We start from the raw sequence: 18,426 nt of genomic DNA on the forward strand, positions 1-18,426 counted from the left end.
GCTCCCCCAAAAGGGTGATTTCGACGCCCTCGCGAGTGTGGGAGCATTCCCCCAGCCCCACCCCCTAGCTCTGCCCCTGATCAAACGCCACCCACAGTATCGAGCCCGCTCGCATATTGCGGCGTCCTGCATCCAAAACCAGGAGTCAGCAATGCATACAACAACAACTACAGCCCATCCACCCCACTCTGCGTCGCAACCCGATTCCGCCGGCCGCTTCAGAAAATCCATGGGCATGACCGCGCTGGTGCTGTTCGGCCTCGCCTATATGGTCCCGCTCGCTGTCTTCACCACCTACGGGCTGGTAACGCAGATGACCAAGGGGCATTTGCCCACCGCCTACCTGCTGACCCTCGCCGCCATGCTGCTGACCGCCTACAGCTACGGCCGCATGGTTCAGGCACACCCCTACTCCGGCTCGGTCTACACCTACACGCGCAAGGCGTTCGGCAGCCATTTCGGCTTCATCGCCGGCTGGACGTTGCTGCTCGACTACATCTTCCTGCCGCTGCTCAGCTACCTGCTGATCGGTATCTACATGTCCGAGTACTTCCCGGCGGTGCACGCCTGGGTATGGGTGCTGGGGTCCATTGCCTTGGTCACCTTCCTCAACCTGATCGGCATCGAGTCGATCACCCGGGTCAACTGGATACTCGTGGTGGCCCAGCTGGTGTTCATCGTCGTCTTCGTCGCCCTGTCGGTGCGCAACCTGGCCGGGCAGGCCGAGCCGGTCTCGCTGCTGGCGCCGTTCCACCACGACGGCTTCAGCGTGCCGTTGATCATGACCGGTGCAGCGGTGCTGTGCTTGTCGTTCCTGGGCTTTGACGCGGTGTCGACCATGGCCGAAGAAACCAGCAACCCGACCACGCGCATCCCCCAGGCAATCATGGCGGTGTCGGTAATCGGCGGCCTGCTGTTCCTGCTGGTGTCGTACTTCGCGCAGATGGTCTTCCCGCAATGGGCCACGTTCGCCGACCCGGACTCGGCCTCGGTGGATGTCATGCGCCGGGTGGGTGGCGAGCTGCTGGTCACAGGCTTCACCGCCACCTACGTGGCCGGGTGTTTTGCCTCGGCCATGGTGTCCCAGGCCAGCGTGTCGCGGGTGCTGTTCGCCATGGGCCGCGACGGCGCCCTGCCCCGGGTGTTCGGCCAGCTGGCGACGCGCAAGCGCGTGCCGGCCACGGCGATCATGCTGGTCAGCACGCTGTCGCTGGTCGCCCTGTTCATCACCCTCGACACCGTCGCCAACATGATCAGCTTCGGTGCGCTGTTCGCCTTCTCGGCCGTCAACCTGGCGGTGGTCAAGCATTACCTGGTCGACAGCAAGCTGCGGGGTTCGCGCAATTACCTGCTGTATGGCGGCATACCGGCCCTGGGCTTTCTCAGCACGCTGTGGCTATGGAGCAGCCTGTCGAGCATGTCGTTCACCATCGGCCTGTGCTGGATGGGCGCAGGCTTCCTGTGCCTGCTGGGGCTGACCCGCGCGTTCCGCGTGAAACTGCCGGAGCTGCAGATGGCGGATTGATCCAGGCTGCACATCAATCAATGCGAACAATGCAATTCTCATATCAATCACCCTGCCGCACCATGCTCCGCCAATAAGAACCGTGCGCCGTCTCCCGCCGGCGCACGTCACAAAAGCGGTATGGAGTACAGGCAATGACAGCAGCAACCTCCTCCGGCGGTTCCCGGGCCGGTGCAATCTTCCGGGTCACCTCGGGCAATTTCCTCGAACAGTTCGACTTCTTCCTTTTCGGTTTCTACGCCACGCAGATCGCGGCGGTGTTCTTCCCTGCCAGCAGTGAATTCGCATCCTTGATGATGACCTTCGCCGTGTTCGGCGCGGGCTTTCTGATGCGCCCGCTGGGTGCCGTGGTGCTGGGTGCCTACATCGACGAAGTGGGCCGGCGCAAAGGCCTGATCGTTACCCTGTCGATCATGGCCAGCGGCACGATATTGATCGTGCTGGTGCCCGGCTACGAAAGCATCGGCCTGCTCGCGCCGGCGCTGGTGCTGGTGGGGCGGCTGCTGCAAGGCTTCTCGGCGGGCGCTGAACTGGGCGGCGTTTCGGTGTACCTGGCGGAAATCGCCACGCCCGGCAACAAAGGCTTCTTCACCAGTTGGCAGTCTGCCAGCCAGCAGGTGGCGATCATCGTTGCGGCGGCGCTGGGCTTTGGCCTGAACCAGTGGATGGCCCCGGCGATGATCGCTGATTGGGGCTGGCGCGTTCCGTTTTTCGTCGGCTGCCTGATCGTGCCGTTCATTTTCTTCCTGCGCCGTAACCTGGCGGAGTCCGAGGAGTACGCCGCACGCAAGCATCGCCCAGGCATGGCCGAAGTATTCCGCACCCTGCTGCAACACTGGACGACAGTGCTCGCCGGCATGCTCATGGTGGCGCTGACCACCACGGCGTTCTACCTGATTACCGTGTATGCGCCCACCTTCGGCAAGACCGTGCTGCACCTGAGCACCTCCGATGCGCTGCTGGTGACCTTGCTGGTGGGCGTCTCCAACTTCATCTGGCTGCCGCTGGGCGGCGCGCTGTCCGACCGCATCGGGCGCCGCCCGGTGCTGATCGCCATGACCCTGCTGACCTTGGCCACGGCTTACCCGGCGCTGGACTACCTGGTCAACGCGCCCAGCTTCCTGCACATGCTGCTGGTGCTGCTGTGGCTGTCGTTTATCTACGGCCTGTACAACGGCGCGATGATCCCGGCGCTGACCGAAATCATGCCGGTCGAAGTGCGCGTTGCCGGCTTCTCGCTGGCGTACAGCCTGGCCACGGCCGTATTCGGTGGTTTCACCCCGGCGATTTCGACCTTCCTTATCCAGTACACCGCCGACAAGGCAGCGCCAGGTTACTGGATGAGTTTCGCGGCGCTCTGCGCGCTGGGTGCAACGCTGTTCCTCTATCGCCGCGCCAGCGGGCGCCTGCAACCGGCGATGTCTTGAACCTTACTGCCCGAGAACACAACGATGCGTAAATTACTGCAATCCATCGCCTTGCTGGCCAGTGCCGGCCTGGCCACCGCCGCCCAGGCAGAACAACTGCAGGTGATGACCTCCGGCGGCTTCACGGCGGCGTACCAGCTGCTGGGCCCGAAATTCGCTGCAGCCAGCGGCAATACCCTGGAAACGAGCCTCGGGCCGTCGATGGGCAAGGCGCCCGAAGCCATCCCCAACCGCCTTGCCCGCGGCGAAAAGGCCGACGTTGTCATCATGGTCGGCTACGCACTCGATGAGCTGATCAAGCAAGGCAAGGTCGACCCGGCTTCTCGGGTGGAGCTGGCCGATTCGCGGATCGGCATGGTGGTGCGCGCTGGCGCGCCGAAACCGGATATCGGTTCGGTGGAGGCGCTGAAACAGACTCTGCTGGCGGCCAATTCGGTGGCTTATTCGGACAGTGCCAGCGGTGTGTACGTCGAGAACCAGCTGTTCAAACGCCTGGGCATCGAGGACCAGCTCAAGCCCAAAGCCACGATGGTGCCGAAAATCCCGGTAGGCTCGGTGGTTGCCAAGGGTGATTACCAGGTGGGTATGCAACAGGTGAGCGAGTTGCTGCCGGTGCCCGGCGTGAGCTTTGTCGGCAAGCTGCCCGAGGCGGTGCAATCGGTGACACGCTTCGCTGCCGGCATCCCGGTCAATGCGCAGCACCCGCGCCAGGCCAAGGCACTGCTCGACTACCTGGCCTCGCCAGGCGCGCAGCAGGACGTGCAGGCCACCGGGCTGGACTCGGTCAGCCGCTGACGTCAGCTTTCATCTGCACCACCAGGCGCTCCAGCGCCAACGCCGCCGGGGTCAGCGTACGACCCCGGCGCTTGATCAGGCCAACGCTGCGCATGACCACCGGGTCGGTCAACGGTACCCGGGTGAGGATTGGGTGGTCCGCCGCCGGCATCGCCATCAACGGTACGGCGGCAACGCCCAGGCCGGCTTCCACCAGGCCGATCATGGTAGTCACGTGGCGGGTTTCGCAGATGCTCTGGCGCTGCGGCACGATGCCACTGAGCGCCTGATCGAGCAGAAAGCGGTTGCCCGAGGTCTTGCCCAGCGAGATGTAGTCCTGCTGGTAAAACGCCTCCCAGCTGACGCTGCTGCGCCCCGCCAGCGGGTGGTCGCGCCGGCACGCCACCACGTAGCTCTCCTGCACCAACGGCTCGAACTCCACGTCGGCTTCCAGGGTGCCCATGAAACTCACGCCGAAATCCGCCTCGCCATCCACCACCGCGCTCAGCACGTCGTGGGCGCTGGAGTCCAGCACCTTGACCTTGATGCGCGGGTATTGCTGGTGGTAATGGGCGATCACCTGGGGCATGAAGTAATACGCCGCTGACGGCACGCAGGCGACCGTCACCTGGCCAAGGCGCGTCGAGGCCACTTCGCTGATGCCCAGCAGCGCGTTGTCCAGGTCGTCCAGCAAACGCTCGACGCTGGGCATGAAACCCCGCCCGGCCTGGGTCAGGCTGACCTTGCGCGTGGTGCGCTCGAACAGCCGCACTCCCAGCGCATCTTCAAGCTTTTCGATACGCCGGCTCAGCGCCGGCTGCGAGATGCGCACGGCGTCCGCGGCCTTGCTGAAACTGCCTTGGTCGACCACCGCACGGAAGGCTTGCAAGTCGTTGAGGTCGAAATTGATGGCCATGGCGCGCACTCGGACAGGCGGATTGATTCAGCCATTTTATGAGTACAGCGAATTAATGCAAAATGTAACGAGCAAATAACGATTCAGCTAAGGATTCAGATGTCTGTTCAGGAATTACCGCCGCTCACCCGCTCCAAAGGCGATATCGGCAAGATGGAAGCGGCCATGGCGTTGGGCAGTTTTGCCATCGGCACCGGCGAGTTCGCGATCATGGGGCTGATGCCCGACATCGCCAGCAACCTGCAGTTGAGCGAACCCCAGGTGGGCCACGCCATCAGTGCCTACGCGCTGGGCGTGGTGGTCGGTGCACCGGCGCTGGCGATTCTCGGCGCCAAGCTGCTGCGCAAGCACATGCTGCTGCTGTTGATGGCGCTGTACGCGGTTGGCAACCTGGCCACCGCCTTCGCCCCATCGTTCACCAGCATGGTCGCCTTCCGCTTCATCAGCGGCCTGCCCCATGGCGCGTACTTCGGCATTGCCGCCGTGGTGGCGTCGAGCATGGTGCCGACCAATCAACGGGCGGGGGCGGTGGCCAGGGTGATGATGGGCCTGACCCTGGCCATGTTGCTGGGCAACCCGGTGGCAACCTTCCTTGGCCAGTTTTTCGGCTGGCGCTCGGCGTTCATCCTGGTGGGGGTGATCGCGCTGTGCACCATCGCACTGGTGTGGCGCTACGTGCCCCAGCCGCACGATGAGCCGCGCAGCGACCCGCGCAAGGAGCTGCAAGCCTTCACCCTGCCCCAGGTGTGGATGGCGCTGGCGATTGCCTCGATCGGTTTTGCCGGCATGTTCTGTGTGTTCAGCTACCTGGCACCGACCATGCTGCAGGTGACAAAGGTATCGCCGGAGTGGATTCCGTTCGGCCTGGCCGCGTTCGGTGCCGGTGGCATCATCGGCAACATCGCCGGCGGCAAACTGTTCGACCGCCTGCAGTTCCGCGCGGTGGGCATCGTGTTGCTGTGGTCGGCCGCCGTGCTGCTGTTCTTCACCTTCGCCGCGCACTCACTGTGGACGATTCTGCTGGGCATCGGCCTGGTCGGCACCATGATTGCCCTGGCAGCGCCGCTGCAGATCCGCCTGATGGACATCGCCCACGAGGCGCCAAGCCTGGCCGCAGCCTCCAACCACGCTGCCTTCAACCTGGCCAATGCCCTTGGCCCCTGGTTTGGCGGCATGGCGATCAGTGCCGGGCTGGGCTGGACCAGCACCGGCTACATCGGCGCCGCTACCGCGCTGGCCGGGCTGGGTATCTACCTGGTGGCACGGCGCATGAAGGGCGGCCACTAGGCCCAGGGCCCTTCAGCTGACGTTATTGGGGCTGCTTTGCAGCCCATCGCCGGCAAGCCAGCTCCTACAGAGCCCGCGCAGTGCTTGGGGTTTGCGCTGTACCTGTAGGAGCTGGCTTGCCGGCGATGGGCCGCAGCGCGGCCCCAATTCAAGCCTTTTATGCTCCGGTGACCGCTTTCCAGGCACCCTCATTCACCAGGTTCACCGGCCGCTCACCCGACAGCGCACTCAGCAGGTTTTCCACCGCACAGCGCGCCATCGCCTCGCGTGTCTCGAGGGTTGCCGAACCGATATGCGGCGTCGCCACCACGTTATCCAACTGCAATAGCGGCGACGCGTTTGATAACGGCTCCTGCACGAACACATCCAGCCCGGCGGCGCGAATGCGCTTTTCCCGCAACGCTTCGATGAGCGCCGGCTCATCCACCACTCGCCCGCGCGCGATGTTGATCAGAATCGCCTCGGGCTTCATCAGCGCCAGCTCGCGTGCGCCGATCAAACCCTCGGTGCTGGCACTCAATGGCACCGTCAAACAAACGAAGTCCGCTTCGCGCAACAGCGCGTCGAGCTCGCAATAACGCGCACCATAACGCGCGTCCACCTCAGGCTTGGGCCGCGAGCTGTGGTAGAGCACGCGCATGCCGAACCCGGCGGCGCCACGCCGGGCCAAGGCTTCGCCAATGCGCCCCATACCGACGATGCCCAAGGCCTTGCCATGCACATCAGTGCCAAAGTGTGCCGGCCCCAGGTTGGCCTGCCAGTGGCCATCACGCACCCACCCGGCCAGCTCCACCACGCGCCGGGCGCTGGCCAGGATCAAAGCGAAGCCGGTGTCTGCAGTGGTTTCGGTGAGCACGTCGGGCGTGTTGGTGAGCATCACACCGCGGCGCGTCAGCTCGGCGATGTCGTAGTTGTCCACCCCTACCGATACGCTGGACACCACCTGCAACTGCGGCGCCAGGTCCAGCAGGCTGCTGTCCAGCCGCAGGCTGGCACCCAACAGGCCATGGGCGCCGGGCAAGGCATCGCGCAGCCGCGCCAGGCCGTCTGTGCCGGTGGTATCCACCCAGGTCACCTCGGCCTGCTGTTGCAGGCGCGCCAGCAACGCTTCGGGCAGGCGCTTGTAAAGGACGATTCGCTTTTTCATGGTCGGTTTCCTATTGGCTGATTGCCAGGCGCTGGCCACGGGGCTTGGCCTGGCCAGATGTCTGTGTTGTTTTCAGCGCGGCCGTGAGCACCACTGCGGTCAGCAGTGCCCCGGACATGAACAGGTACGAGGCCCCCGGGCCACCGGTCGCACCGTTGAGATAACCCACCAGCCACGAGCCCCCGAACGAGCCGAGCGCGCCCATGCTGTTGATCAACGCCATGGCGCCACCGGCCACGTTGCTGGGCAGGATCTCTGGCACGATGGCGAAGAACGGGCCATAGGGCGCATACATGCACGCCCCGGCCACCACCAGCAGCGCATAGGACGCCCAGAAGTGCTCGGTACCCAGGGCGTAGGAGCCATAGAACGCCAGCGCGGCCACCAGCAGTGGCGGCCAGACAAAGCGCTTGCGCTTCTGCAGGCGGTCCGAGGCCCAGGACACCCCAACCATCGCCAGCACCGCCGCCATGTAAGGCACCGACGCCAACCAGCCGGCCTCGACGATATCGACGTTGGCCGCCTGTTTGAGAATCGACGGCAGCCACAGCACGAAGCCGTACACGCCGATGCTCCAGCAGAAGTACTGCAGCGACAGCACGATGACCTGCGGCGAGCGGAACGCCTCGCGGTAGTTCTTCACCGGCTTGATACCTTGCTGCTCAGCCGCCAGGGCCGCTTGCAGCGCGGCTTTTTCCTGCTCGCTCAACCAGTCGACCTGCGCCGGGCGGTCGGCCACCAGGCGCCACCAGATGAACGCCCAGAGCACCGCCGGCAAGCCCTCGATGATGAACATCCAGCGCCAGTCGAAATGTTTGATCAGGTAGCCCGAAACCACCGACATCCACAGGATGGTCACCGGGTTGCCGAGCATCAGGAAGGTATTGGCGCGCGAGCGCTCGGCACGGGTGAACCAGTGGCACAGGTACACCAGCATCGCCGGCATCACCGCCGCCTCGACTACGCCGAGCAGGAAGCGGATGCCGATCAGCAGGTAGACGTTGCTGATCATCCCGGTCAAGGTCGCCAGGCTGCCCCAGAGGATCAGGCTGACGAAGATCAGTTTCTTCACGCTGCGTTTTTCGGCGTAGATCGCGCCGGGCACCTGGAAGAAGAAGTAGCCGAGGAAGAACAGCGCGCCCAGCAAGGACGACAGCACGGGGGTGATGTTCAGGTCGTTGGCCATGCCGGAGGCTGCGGCAAAGCCATAGTTGGCGCGGTCCAGGTAGGCCAGGCTGTAGGTGATGAAGACGATCGGGATGATGTACCACCAGCGGCGTGGGGCCAGGCTTGTCGATTGCATGATGCGTGCTCCTGAGCTTGTTGTTTTTGTCGCAGCAGGGCCGGCGTACCGGCGATCAAAGTTTCAGGCACTCTTGGCTAACGCGTATGCCTCCAGCTCGTGGCGCAACGGTAAACCTTCCATGTCGCCGCGCGATTGCACGGCGCGGCTGCCGCACCAGTTGCCACGCGCCACCGCTTCGGCCAGCGGGCGGCCTTCGAGCAACCCGCTGACCACGCCGACGGCGAAGGCATCTCCGGCACCGACTGTGTCCACCACCTTGGCCACCGGCACCGGGGCCACACGCCCCTCGCACTGGGCGTTACGGTAGTAGGCACCCTCGCCGCCCAGCTTGATCACCACCTGCTCCACACCGCGCTCGAGGTAGAACGCGGCGATGTCGGCCGGTGCTTGCAGGCCGGTCAGCAAACGGCCTTCTTCAAGCCCCGGCAGCAGCCAGTGCGCCTTCACTGCCAGTGCGTTGACTTCACGCACCATGCTCGTACGGTCGGGCCACAGCGACGGGCGCAGGTTGGGGTCGAAGGAAATGCTGCGGCCCTCGGCGCGCATGCGCTCCACCAGCTCATGAGCCAGCGACCTGCAGCCGGCCGACAGCGCCAGCGGGATACCCGTAGCGTGCAGGTGGCGGGCCTGCAGCAACCCCGGGCTGAGCAACGCGGGCGAAAGGTGGCTGGCAGCGGAGTTGCGACGAAAATACTCCACCACCGGGTCACTGCCATCGTCGCAGCGGCCCTTGAGCTGGAAGCCTGTCGGGTGGCTGGCATCGACCTCCACATGGCTGCAATCCAGCCCTTCCTGGCGCAGGCTGTCGAGCACGAAGCGGCCCAGCGAGTCGTCGCCCACCCGGCTCAGCCAACGCACCCGGAACCCCAGGCGGGCCAGGCCGATGGCCACGTTGCTGTCGGCGCCGGCAATGCGCTTGCTGAACTGGCCGACGCTGGCCAGGTCGCCCACCTGCTCGGCAACGAACATGGCCATGGTTTCGCCAAAACACAGCACGTCATGCTCAAGCATGGCTCACCTCCTCACCCAGGCCGATGCGCGCCAGGTTGTTGACCTGGGCGCGGGTCAGTGCCAGCAGGTCAGCGCCGGCCAGCGGGTATTCCACGGCGCGCACCAGCCCCGGGGTGAATTCATCGAACAGGGTTTCCCAGGCCACCAGGTCGGCAGCCTGCGGCACAACAGCGACCAGGCGGCCACTGGCCTCACGCTGCACGGCCTTGCAATGCACGTAACGCACCCAGCGACCGAGCTGCTGCGCAGCTTGTAACGCAGATTCGCCCTGCCATTGCCAGTTGCCGATGTCGAAGGTCATGCCAAGTGGCAGTACCAGCGCTTCGCTGCGCTGGAAGAACTGCAGCAGCGGCTCGATGCGCCCGCCTTGCGGCGTCTGGTCGTTCTCTACCAGCAATACGGGGGCACCGTCGTGCAACAGCGCCTGCAAGGCCGTCAGGTCGAGCTGGGGGTGATAATGCCCCAGCGACACCTTCAGGGCCACGGCGCCGAACGCCCGTGCCAACGCCAGCTTGGCAGGCAGGCGTGGGTCGAGCTGGCCGTCGGGCGTCCACAGTTCGAGTGGCGAGGAGTACAGGCATTCCAGGCCCAGCGCGTGGCTGGCCGCAGACAGCGCTGCGGCGTCCGGGGCGTCGTCGAACAGCTCTTCGCGCCATTCGACACGGGTTACGCCAGCGGCGGCCAGCAGTTCAAGAAAGCTCTCCTGGCCTTGCTGCCGAACCAGGTCGGCACCGTAGCTGGAAAGGCTGATGGAAACGGGGTTCGCGTGCATTGTTTTTGTCCTTATGAAACCGGTTTCATTTTGATATGAAGCAACGGGCAGCATTGCTGCCCGTGGGTTAATCGCGTGGGTGTGTGGAGCCTCGGATAATCAGGTCGGCCTTGAAGTCGATGCGCCGTGGCGCCCCGCTCTCGCCGCGCAAACGGCCGAGCAGGCAATCGAAGGCAGCAACGCCGATGCGTTCGGTGGGTTGAGCCAGCGCGGTGATCCCGCTGCTCACCAGCGGGTACCAGTCCAGTTCGTCCAGGGCAATCAGGCCGACGTCCTGGAACAGTTGGCAGCCAGTGTCGTGGAGCACGCGGGTCACCGCCAACGTGGCCACGCCGTTGAAGGTGAAGATCGCCTGCGGGCCGTGGCCGTTGCCAGCCAGAAAGGCGCCGAGCCCGGCTTGCAGGTGCGCATCGACTTCAAGCAGTTGCTGACGCATGCCGGCACGGCGGCTGATCGAAGCCGTAAACGCCTGCACCCGCTCAAGGCGGGAGCTGGTGCCGTCTAGCGGTTCGGTGACTGCCAGAATGTCGCGGTAACCACGCGCCTGCAGGTGGTCCAGGGCCTGTTCGATGGCGTCGGCGTTGTCCAGGCCGACCAGGTCGACGTTGAGCTCGGGCAGTTGCCGGTCGACCAGCACCATGGGGATATCCCGCTGCAGGTTCAGCAGTTCGCCCGGATGACGGCCGAGGGTATTCACGATCAGGCCCTCGACGTTGTAGGACTGCAGGGCCACCAGGTGATGGCGCTCCTGCTCGTCGTCGCGGTTGGTGTTGCACACCACCAGGCTGTAGCCATGCTGGCGGCAGGCAGTTTCGACGCCGTGCATCACCGCGACCGAATAGGGGTTGAGGATGTCCGCCACCAGCATGCCGATCAGCCGCGTCTGGCCGCGCTTGAGGCCCCGGGCCATCTGGTTGGGCCGGTAGCCCAGGCGCTCGATGACCTCTGCCAGGCGCGTGGCGGTGGCTTCGGCGAGCAGTTGGCGGTCGCCGCCGATGTAGCGCGACACCGTGGCCTTGGAGACGCCGGCAACACGCGCCACCTCGCTGATGGTCACGCGCTCGCGGGTATGGGCAGGCAGGTCGGTCATTGGGGTCCCTTGTGATTATTGTCGGTGACGTGAATGAAACCGGTTTCAATACATCAAAACCGCGGGGTTTCGTCACCTACCGTTCGTCGGGATTCTAACAGATACCAGTCATTGCCCCGTCGTTGTGGGAGCGGGCTTGCCCCGCGAACCAGGGCAAAGCCCTGGCCATACTCCACCGGTGCTCCGACCGGCGCATTCGCGGGACAAGCCCGCTCCCACAGACATTAGCGAATGGCTTTCACGTCACTGGCCGAGACGGGGTTGCCCTGATTCCCCCAGCTACGACGAATGAAATTCACCACCTCAGCCACTTCCTGGTCGCTCAAGCGCCAGCCGAATGCGGGCATGGTGAAGTTCGACGGCGCGGCGTGGGTCGCTGGCACCGTGCCGCCGGCCAGCACCACATGAATCAGCGAGGTGGCATCGGCCGTCTGCACCACTGGGTTGCCGGCCAGCGCCGGGAACACCCGGGTATAGCCCTGGCCATCGGTACGGTGGCAGGCCGCGCAGTTGTCGATGTACACCGCCGCGCCAGGCTTGCTGTCATCCCCCTTCCACAGCGCCTCTGCCACCTGCTTGTCGTAGACATGCGGCTGGTCGTCCGGGTTGCTTGGCGGCAGCGTCTTCAGGTAACGGGCGATAGCGGTCAAGTCGGCATCGTTCAGGTGCTGCATGCTGTGCTCGACCACATCGCTCATGCCGCCGAACACGGCGCTGCGGTCACTGCGGCCGGTCTTGAGAAACTGCACCAGCTGCTCCTCGCTCCAGCTGCCCAGGCCATCCTTGTGGTCACCGCGCAGGTTCTTGGCGATCCAGCCTTCGAGCGGCGCACTGCCGGCCAGGAACTGCTCACCGTCTGCGGGGCTCAGCGCCTGTTCCTGCATGGTCAACGCCCGCGGTGTGTGGCAGGCACCGCAGTGGCCCAAGCCTTCGACCAGGTAGGCGCCGCGGTTTACCACCGGGTCCGTTTCGGCCGGCGCTTGCCAGGCTTTCACTTCTGGCGCGAACAGGCCACGCCAGATCGCCAGCGGCCAACGCATGCTCAGGGGCCAGGGGATGTCCGTAGCCTTGTTCGGCTGGGCGACGGGCTGCACGCCTTGCATGAAGTAGGCGTACAGCGCACGCATGTCGCCGTCACTGACCCGTGCGTAAGACGGGTACGGCATGGCGGGGTACAGCGTGCTGCCGTCCTTGCCGATGCCTTTGCGCACGGCCAGGTCGAAGTCTTCGAAGCTGTACTGGCCGATGCCAGTGGCGTCGGGCGTGATGTTGGTGGAGTACACGGTGCCGATGGGGGTTTCCATCGGCAGCCCGCCTGCGAACGGCTTGCCGCCCTTGGCGGTGTGGCAGGCCACGCAGTCACCGGCACGGGCCAGGTACTCGCCCTTTTTCACCAGCGCGTCATCGGCCTGTACAGCCATGCTTGCGCCAAACATCAGAGTTGCGATCAACAGTGTCTTCATGTTCATCGCTCCTCAAGCCTGGACCAGCGGGCCGGGGTTTTTCAGGTACTGCTCGCGGATGGCCTTGGCCGACCAGTAGGTCAGCGCCGCCACCAGGCCGGTCGGGTTGTAGCCCAGGCCCTGGGGGAACGCCGAGGCACCCGGCACGAATACGTTGTGCACGTCCCAGCTCTGCAGGTAGCGGTTCAAGGCGCTGGTCTTGGGGTCGGTGCCCATGATCGCGCCACCGTTGAGGTGGGTGGTCTGGTAGCTGGCAGTGTTGAAGTGCTCCTTGACCTTCTTGCCGAGCACGGCGATGGCCTTGGGGTTCATTGCCTGGGCGATCTTGCCGAGCTTGTCGACCATGAACTGGTTCATCTTGATGTCGTTTTCCTGCCAGTCGAAAGTCATGCGCAGCAGTGGCTGGCCGTAGGCATCACGGTAGGTCGGGTCGAGGTCGAGGTAGTTGCTGCGGTACGACTGGTGCGCGCCGTGGGCGTCCATCGACAGTTGGTGGGTGTAGTAGTCGGCGGTGGCCTTCTTCCAGGCGCTGCCCCAGGCGGGGGTGCCGGGTGGGTTGGCGATGCCGGCAATCGGCCGGCTGCCGGCCTGGTTGACCCACATCGGCGAACCGCCGACGAAGCCGTGCGGGCCATGGTCGAAGTTGTCGGCGTTGAAATCGTCGATCGCCACGCCATTGCCGCCGGCACCGATGAAATTGTTGGTGTAGGTGTCCTTGTCGAAGAACGCTTTCACCGTGCCCATGTTCTGGTAGGCGAAGTTGCGGCCCACTACCCCTTCGTTCTTCACCGGGTCGTAGGGCTTGCCGATGCCGGACAGCAGCATCAGGCGAACGTTGTTGAACTGGAAGGCGGCGAGGATGACGATGTCTGCCGGCTGCTCGACTTCACGCCCCTGGGCGTCTATGTAGGTCACGCCGGTGGCCTTGCGCTTGCTGTCATCGAGGTTGACCCGCAGCACATGGGCGTTGGCGCGCAGCTCGAAGTTCGGCACCTGGCGCAGCGCCGGCAGAATGTTCACGTTGGGTGACGCCTTGGAGTACATGTAGCACACGTAACCACTGCAGAAGCCGCAGAAGTTGCACGGCCCCATCTGCGCGCCGTAGGGGTTGGTGTAAGGCCCGGAGGTGTTCGCTGAGGGCAGGTTGTAAGGCTTGTAGCCCAGGCTTGCAGCGGCCTTTTCAAACAGCTTGGCCGACACCACGTTCTTCTGCGACACCAGCGGGAACGGGTTGGAGCGGTCTGGCGCGTAGGGGTTACCGCCCTTCCCTTCACCGACTACCTTGCCATTCACGGTCCACGCCTGGCCCGAGGTGCCAAAGACTTTCTCGGCAAAGTCGAAATGCGGTTCGAGCTCTTCGTAGCTGACACCGAAGTCCTGGATGGTCATGCCTTCAGGGATGAAGCGCTTGCCGTAGCGTTCTTCGTAGTGGCTGCGCATGCGCAGTTCCATCGGGTCTACCCGAAAATGCACACCGGACCAATGCAAGCCGGCGCCGCCCACGCCCTTGCCCGGCAGAAACGCGCCCAGCTGGCGGTTGGGCAGCGCCACGTCGTTGCCACTGTGGCGGATGGTGACGGTTTCTTTCGAGACGTCGACGAACAGCTTCTTGCGCACGCTGTAGGTCAGCTCATCGATGACCTGCGGGTAGCTGCCCTCGGGGTAGGTGTCCTGCATCGGCCCGCGCTCCAGCGCGACCACCTGCAACCCGGCTTCGGTGAGTTCCTTGGCCATGATCGCGCCCGCCCAGCCGAACCCGACGATGACTGCATCGACCTTCTTCATTGCATTGGCCATGCCTTACGCCCTCTCGCCGCGAATCGAAACTGCCGGGAACGGGTACGGCTCGTTGCGCTCGACCCAGTCCATGAAATCTGCCCGGGCACCGGGGAAGCCGATTTGCGTCCAGCCAACCATGCCCTTGTTGCCCCCGTGGATCGGGTCGCAGAAGAAGCCTTCGCGGGTGTTTTGCACCAGCAGGCTGAAAAACACCTTGGCCGGCAGTTGCTCGAAAACGATCTCACCGGCTTCGATCTTGCCGAGAACCTTGTCCCGGGTAGCGCTGTCTTGCTCGGCAAACGTTTTGCCGCTGGCGTTCTTGCACCACGCGTCCGCTGCGGCGATGCCCAGGCGGTAGATCTGTTGCGGGCTGAGTTGCAGCTGGTAGCCAAGCTCGGGGGCGGCGTCGGCCTTGAACGGGCCTTGCATGTACCACTGGGCGCCGGTGGCGTAGGGGGTGTTCATTTGCCGATCGATGAATTCAGCGGCACCCGCCTCCAGCGCACCTGGGCCGAGTTCGTCTGCGGGGATGATGCGCGACACAGCCGCTTGCACGAAGGCCCACTCTTCGGCGGTGAAGAAGGTCGGCTGGTAATTGCCGACAGGTGGTGTGGCCGGCACCTTCGGTTCACGCACCGGTTCGGCCAGCAACTGGCTGGCACCCAGCCCGGTGCTGGCCACGGTGACCACCGGTATCAGGGTCAGGGTTTTGCGCAGGAAATCCCGGCGCGGGTTGTCGGGAGCATGCTCAGGCATAACGAATCCTCATCAGCAATGGGGCGGCCTTGGGGTGCGCCGTCTGGGTTTCGATCAGGGGCGAGGCCCTGAGAAAGCCGCGTAATCTAGCTGGTTCGGAAATGTTTTGAAACCGGTTTCAGTGTGAGGGTTCGCTTGAGGGTTCGCTTGAGGGGTGTGGTGGGTTGGAGATCGAGCGCCGCCCGCGCGGCGCATCGCGGGGTGCTTGCCTAGAGATCTTCAGCGCCCATGAGATCGAGCGCCGCCCGCGCGGCGCTTCGCGGGGCAAGCCCGCTCCCACATTTGTTGCAACGTGCCGTTCCAGTCAGGCCATGGTTGTCCGCCTTGGCGCATGGCTGAAGACAGGTGGGGCGCCGGCAGCACCAGCCGAAACATCGCGTCATGCCAACAAGGCTGACAACTATGGCCTCACAGGCCATGGCACGTTGCAACAAATGTGGGAGCGGGCTTGCCCCGCGAAGCGCCGCGCGGGCGGCGCTCGATCTGCGCATCCCCATAAAACCGCCGCCATACCCCCCTCAAAACTCGACCACATACCCCACAATCACCCGGTTCTCATCCGCTGCATCGGCAAAATTCGAACGCATGCTCGCGTTACGCCAGCGCAGCGACAGGTTCTTCAAAACCCCCGACTGCACCACATAGGTGATGTCCGTGGTCCGCTCCCACTCCGCGCCTTCTCCACCCCGCGCTGCCAGCGCCCTGCCCTTGGCGCTGGCGATCCGCTGTGGGTCGACCTGGTCGCCTTTCACGTAACGCACATTGAACGTAAGCCCGGGGATGCCCAGGGCCACAAAGTTGTAGTCGTAGCGCAGCATCCAGGCACGTTCATTGGCCAAGGCAAAGGTGCTGACTTGCTGTTCGCTGAACAGGTAGGTGTCTGTACCGCCTACATACGCATAGGCCGTATCGCCACTGACTTTCTGATACCCGCCGCTGAAGGTATGGCCCTTGAGGCTGTAACCGAAATTGGTGCTCAAGGTCCGGTTATCCACCTCACCGAGCAACGCCCTGCCCTGTTCCCGCGCATTGAACCAGCGCCATTCGGTAAAGGCTTCGCCCGGACCCAGGCCGGTCCGGTACCTGAACCCTGCATAGTCGCGGCGGAACAGGTCATCCAGCTGGCTGCTGTGCACGCTAAGGGTCAGATGCTTGTTTGGCTGATAATCGGCGCCCAGGTAATAAAGGCGGTCACTGGTCGCCGTCGCTGAATACGCGCCCTGTTGCGCCATCGCCGTCAGGTCCTCGAAGTCGGTCGAGTCGCGCAGCTTGGTCGCATCCACTTGCAGCAAGGTCAAGGTCAGGTTGTCCAGGTCCTTGCTCACCAGCTGTGCCCCGTTGAACCACTGCGGGAACAGCCGGCTGTAGTTGGACGCCAGCAAGGGCAACTGCGGGCTCAGCCCACCTACCTGCAGCTCGGTCTGCGACACTTTGGCCTTGAACGTTGCAACCGCCTTGCCGTAGTCATCCGCCGCGCGCCTGTCGCTGCCCCGTGGCAACAGCCCGGTACCACTGCGCGCTGGGGATGAGTCGAGTTTCAGGCCAAGCATGCCTGCAGCATCCAGGCCGAAACCCAGCACCCCGTCGGTATAGCCGGACTGCCATTTGAGCATGAAGCCCTGGGCCCATTCGCCACGCCGGGACTGGCTGGCGGCAGCACCGTGAAAGTCGCGGTCGAAGTAGAAGTTGCGCAGCTCCAGGCTGCCTTTGCCGTCCTCGACAAAAGCCGCGTGGGCCGATTGCCAGGCGCAGCAGAACACCGCGAGCATCAGCGATGCCCGCCGGGAGGTGGAAGTGGTCATGGGTTTGCCTTGTTATTGTTGTTTTCGGGCGGTTTCAGGCTTTGGGGTTCTTGACGTAGCGCATCACCACCAGGCAGGCCAGCACGATCAGCGGCGCAATCGACAGCATGCCCATGTACGTGCTGCCCGTGAGGTCATTGATCTGCCCCACCATCACCGGCGCCACGATGCCGCTGAGCTGGCCCACGGAGTTGATCGCCGCCGTGCCGGTGGCAATTGCCAACCCCGAGAAGGTCGACTGCGGGATGGTCCAGAAGATCGGGATGGCGATGAACGTGCCCGCCGTGGCCAGCACCAGCGCCGCCATCATCGCCCATGACGAGTCCGAGAACAGGCACGCCAGCAAGTAGCCGACCGCAGCCGCCAGCAGGCAATAGACCAGGTAGCGCTTGCGCTCGCCGGTGCGGTCCGAGCGCCGGGTCAGCAGCACCATGCCGACACAGGCCACCGCATACGGCAGCGCCGACAGCACGCCCACCCACAACATGTCCTGCACACCCGACGACTTGATCAGATGGGGCATCCAGAAGTTCAGGCCGTAGGACGCGGTTTTCACCACGTAATAGATGAACGCCATGATCGCCACCTCACGGGTGAGCAGCACCCGCCACAGCGACCCCAGCACCGGCTTCTGCGCACGCTTGTCCTGCGCCAGGTTTTCCACCAACAGGTCCTTTTCCGCGCGGCTCAGCCATTTGGCCGACTCGATGTCACGGTCGAGCTTCCACAACACCAGCACACCCAGCACCACGCACGGCAACCCCGACATCAGGAACAGCCAGTGCCAACCAGCCAGGCCCAGTACGCCATCCATGGTCCCCAGCAGAAAGCCCGCCGCCGGCCCACCCACCGCGCCGGCCAAGGGCACGGCGAGGAACCATAGCCCATTCATTTTCGCCAGGTGTTTACGCGGGAACCAGCACGCCAGGTAGAACAGGATCGCCGGCCCGAAACCCGCCTCCATCACGCCGATCAGAAAGCGCAGGAAGTACAGCGTGTACTGGGTGTAGGCAAACACCAGCGCAGCAGTGGCCAGCCCCCACGACACCATGATCCGGCAGATCCACGCCGGCGCCCCGTAGCGTTTGAGCCCCAGGCTGCTTGGCACTTCGAACAGCACGTAGCCGATGAAGAACATGCTCGCGGCCAGGCCGTAGGCCGCGTCGCTCAGGCCAAGCTCGGCCTGCATCTGGGTCTTGGCGAAGCTGATGTTGATGCGGTCGAAGTAGGAAAACAGGAAGCAGATGATGGCCAGCGGCATGATGCGCCAGGCCACGCGGCGGTACAGCAGCAGTTCATTGATGTGGCTGTCGTTGCGCTCACGCGCCAGAACACCGGTCAAGGCAACCATGGTGGATCTCCATTCTTGTA

At 64.2% G+C, this 18,426-nt stretch carries 15 protein-coding genes; 4 read left to right on the forward strand and 11 right to left on the reverse strand.

Annotation, left to right across the window (positions count from 1 at the left end; genetic code table 11):
* The first annotated feature begins 151 nt into the window (after nucleotides 1-151).
* From ACFY68_RS06000 to ACFY68_RS06010, 3 genes are all read left to right on the forward strand, one after another.
* Nucleotides 152-1,525 carry an APC family permease gene (locus ACFY68_RS06000; protein ID WP_387524439.1) on the forward strand — a complete coding sequence of 458 codons (1,374 nt, stop codon included), beginning with the start codon at nucleotides 152-154 and terminating at the stop codon, nucleotides 1,523-1,525.
* 134 nt (nucleotides 1,526-1,659) lie between these two features.
* Entirely contained in the window at nucleotides 1,660-2,952 is a 1,293-nt protein-coding gene (locus tag ACFY68_RS06005; RefSeq protein ID WP_387524442.1) for an MFS transporter, read from the forward strand.
* Nucleotides 2,953-2,976: 24 nt separating this feature from the next.
* A complete protein-coding gene (locus ACFY68_RS06010) occupies nucleotides 2,977-3,747 on the forward strand; it encodes a substrate-binding domain-containing protein (RefSeq protein WP_387524445.1) in 771 nt (256 codons plus the stop codon).
* On the opposite strand, the gene ACFY68_RS06015 is transcribed toward ACFY68_RS06010, so the two are convergent.
* Nucleotides 3,737-4,642 carry a LysR family transcriptional regulator gene (locus ACFY68_RS06015; protein ID WP_387524448.1) on the reverse strand — a complete coding sequence of 302 codons (906 nt, stop codon included), beginning with the start codon at nucleotides 4,640-4,642 and terminating at the stop codon, nucleotides 3,737-3,739. The two genes, ACFY68_RS06010 and ACFY68_RS06015, sit on opposite strands and share 11 nt — an antisense overlap.
* A gap of 99 nt (nucleotides 4,643-4,741) precedes the next feature.
* On the opposite strand from ACFY68_RS06015, the gene ACFY68_RS06020 reads away from it, so the two are divergent.
* Complete coding sequence (locus ACFY68_RS06020) at nucleotides 4,742-5,929, forward strand: MFS transporter (protein ID WP_346613436.1); 1,188 nt, start codon at nucleotides 4,742-4,744, stop codon at nucleotides 5,927-5,929.
* Nucleotides 5,930-6,086: 157 nt separating this feature from the next.
* On the opposite strand, the gene ACFY68_RS06025 is transcribed toward ACFY68_RS06020, so the two are convergent.
* The 10 genes from ACFY68_RS06025 to ACFY68_RS06070 form a co-directional block, all read right to left on the reverse strand.
* Nucleotides 6,087-7,076, reverse strand: a complete 990-nt coding sequence (locus ACFY68_RS06025) for a 2-hydroxyacid dehydrogenase (RefSeq protein WP_387524451.1) — start codon at nucleotides 7,074-7,076, stop codon at nucleotides 6,087-6,089.
* 10 nt (nucleotides 7,077-7,086) lie between these two features.
* The gene (locus tag ACFY68_RS06030; protein WP_387524454.1) at nucleotides 7,087-8,379 is read right to left on the reverse strand and encodes an MFS transporter; all 1,293 of its coding nucleotides are present in this window, start codon (nucleotides 8,377-8,379) and stop codon (nucleotides 7,087-7,089) included.
* A gap of 63 nt (nucleotides 8,380-8,442) precedes the next feature.
* Nucleotides 8,443-9,393 carry a sugar kinase gene (locus ACFY68_RS06035; RefSeq protein WP_387524457.1) on the reverse strand — a complete coding sequence of 317 codons (951 nt, stop codon included), beginning with the start codon at nucleotides 9,391-9,393 and terminating at the stop codon, nucleotides 8,443-8,445.
* Nucleotides 9,386-10,165: an AP endonuclease gene (locus tag ACFY68_RS06040; RefSeq protein WP_387524460.1), complete on the reverse strand. Its 780-nt coding sequence runs from the start codon at nucleotides 10,163-10,165 to the stop codon at nucleotides 9,386-9,388. The genes ACFY68_RS06035 and ACFY68_RS06040 overlap by 8 nt, the downstream gene beginning before the upstream one ends.
* A gap of 67 nt (nucleotides 10,166-10,232) precedes the next feature.
* Nucleotides 10,233-11,255, reverse strand: coding sequence for a LacI family DNA-binding transcriptional regulator (locus tag ACFY68_RS06045; RefSeq protein WP_346613441.1), 1,023 nt, complete (start codon nucleotides 11,253-11,255; stop codon nucleotides 10,233-10,235).
* A 224-nt stretch (nucleotides 11,256-11,479) separates the two neighbouring features.
* On the reverse strand, nucleotides 11,480-12,718 hold the full coding sequence (locus ACFY68_RS06050) for a c-type cytochrome (RefSeq protein WP_387524463.1): 1,239 nt from the start codon (nucleotides 12,716-12,718) through the stop codon (nucleotides 11,480-11,482).
* Between the two features lie 12 nt (nucleotides 12,719-12,730).
* Nucleotides 12,731-14,515 (reverse strand): GMC family oxidoreductase, encoded by a 1,785-nt coding sequence (locus ACFY68_RS06055; RefSeq protein ID WP_387524466.1) that lies wholly within the window; start codon nucleotides 14,513-14,515, stop codon nucleotides 12,731-12,733.
* Nucleotides 14,516-14,518: 3 nt separating this feature from the next.
* Complete coding sequence (locus ACFY68_RS06060; protein WP_387524469.1) at nucleotides 14,519-15,253, reverse strand: gluconate 2-dehydrogenase subunit 3 family protein; 735 nt, start codon at nucleotides 15,251-15,253, stop codon at nucleotides 14,519-14,521.
* A 518-nt stretch (nucleotides 15,254-15,771) separates the two neighbouring features.
* Nucleotides 15,772-17,055: an OprD family porin gene (locus ACFY68_RS06065; RefSeq protein WP_387524472.1), complete on the reverse strand. Its 1,284-nt coding sequence runs from the start codon at nucleotides 17,053-17,055 to the stop codon at nucleotides 15,772-15,774.
* Between the two features lie 34 nt (nucleotides 17,056-17,089).
* Nucleotides 17,090-18,406: an MFS transporter gene (locus ACFY68_RS06070; protein ID WP_387524475.1), complete on the reverse strand. Its 1,317-nt coding sequence runs from the start codon at nucleotides 18,404-18,406 to the stop codon at nucleotides 17,090-17,092.
* Nucleotides 18,407-18,426: the final 20 nt, after the last annotated feature.

Origin of the sequence: Pseudomonas sp. NPDC012596, assembly GCF_042902325.1 — a bacterium.
GTDB lineage: Bacteria > Pseudomonadota > Gammaproteobacteria > Pseudomonadales > Pseudomonadaceae > Aquipseudomonas.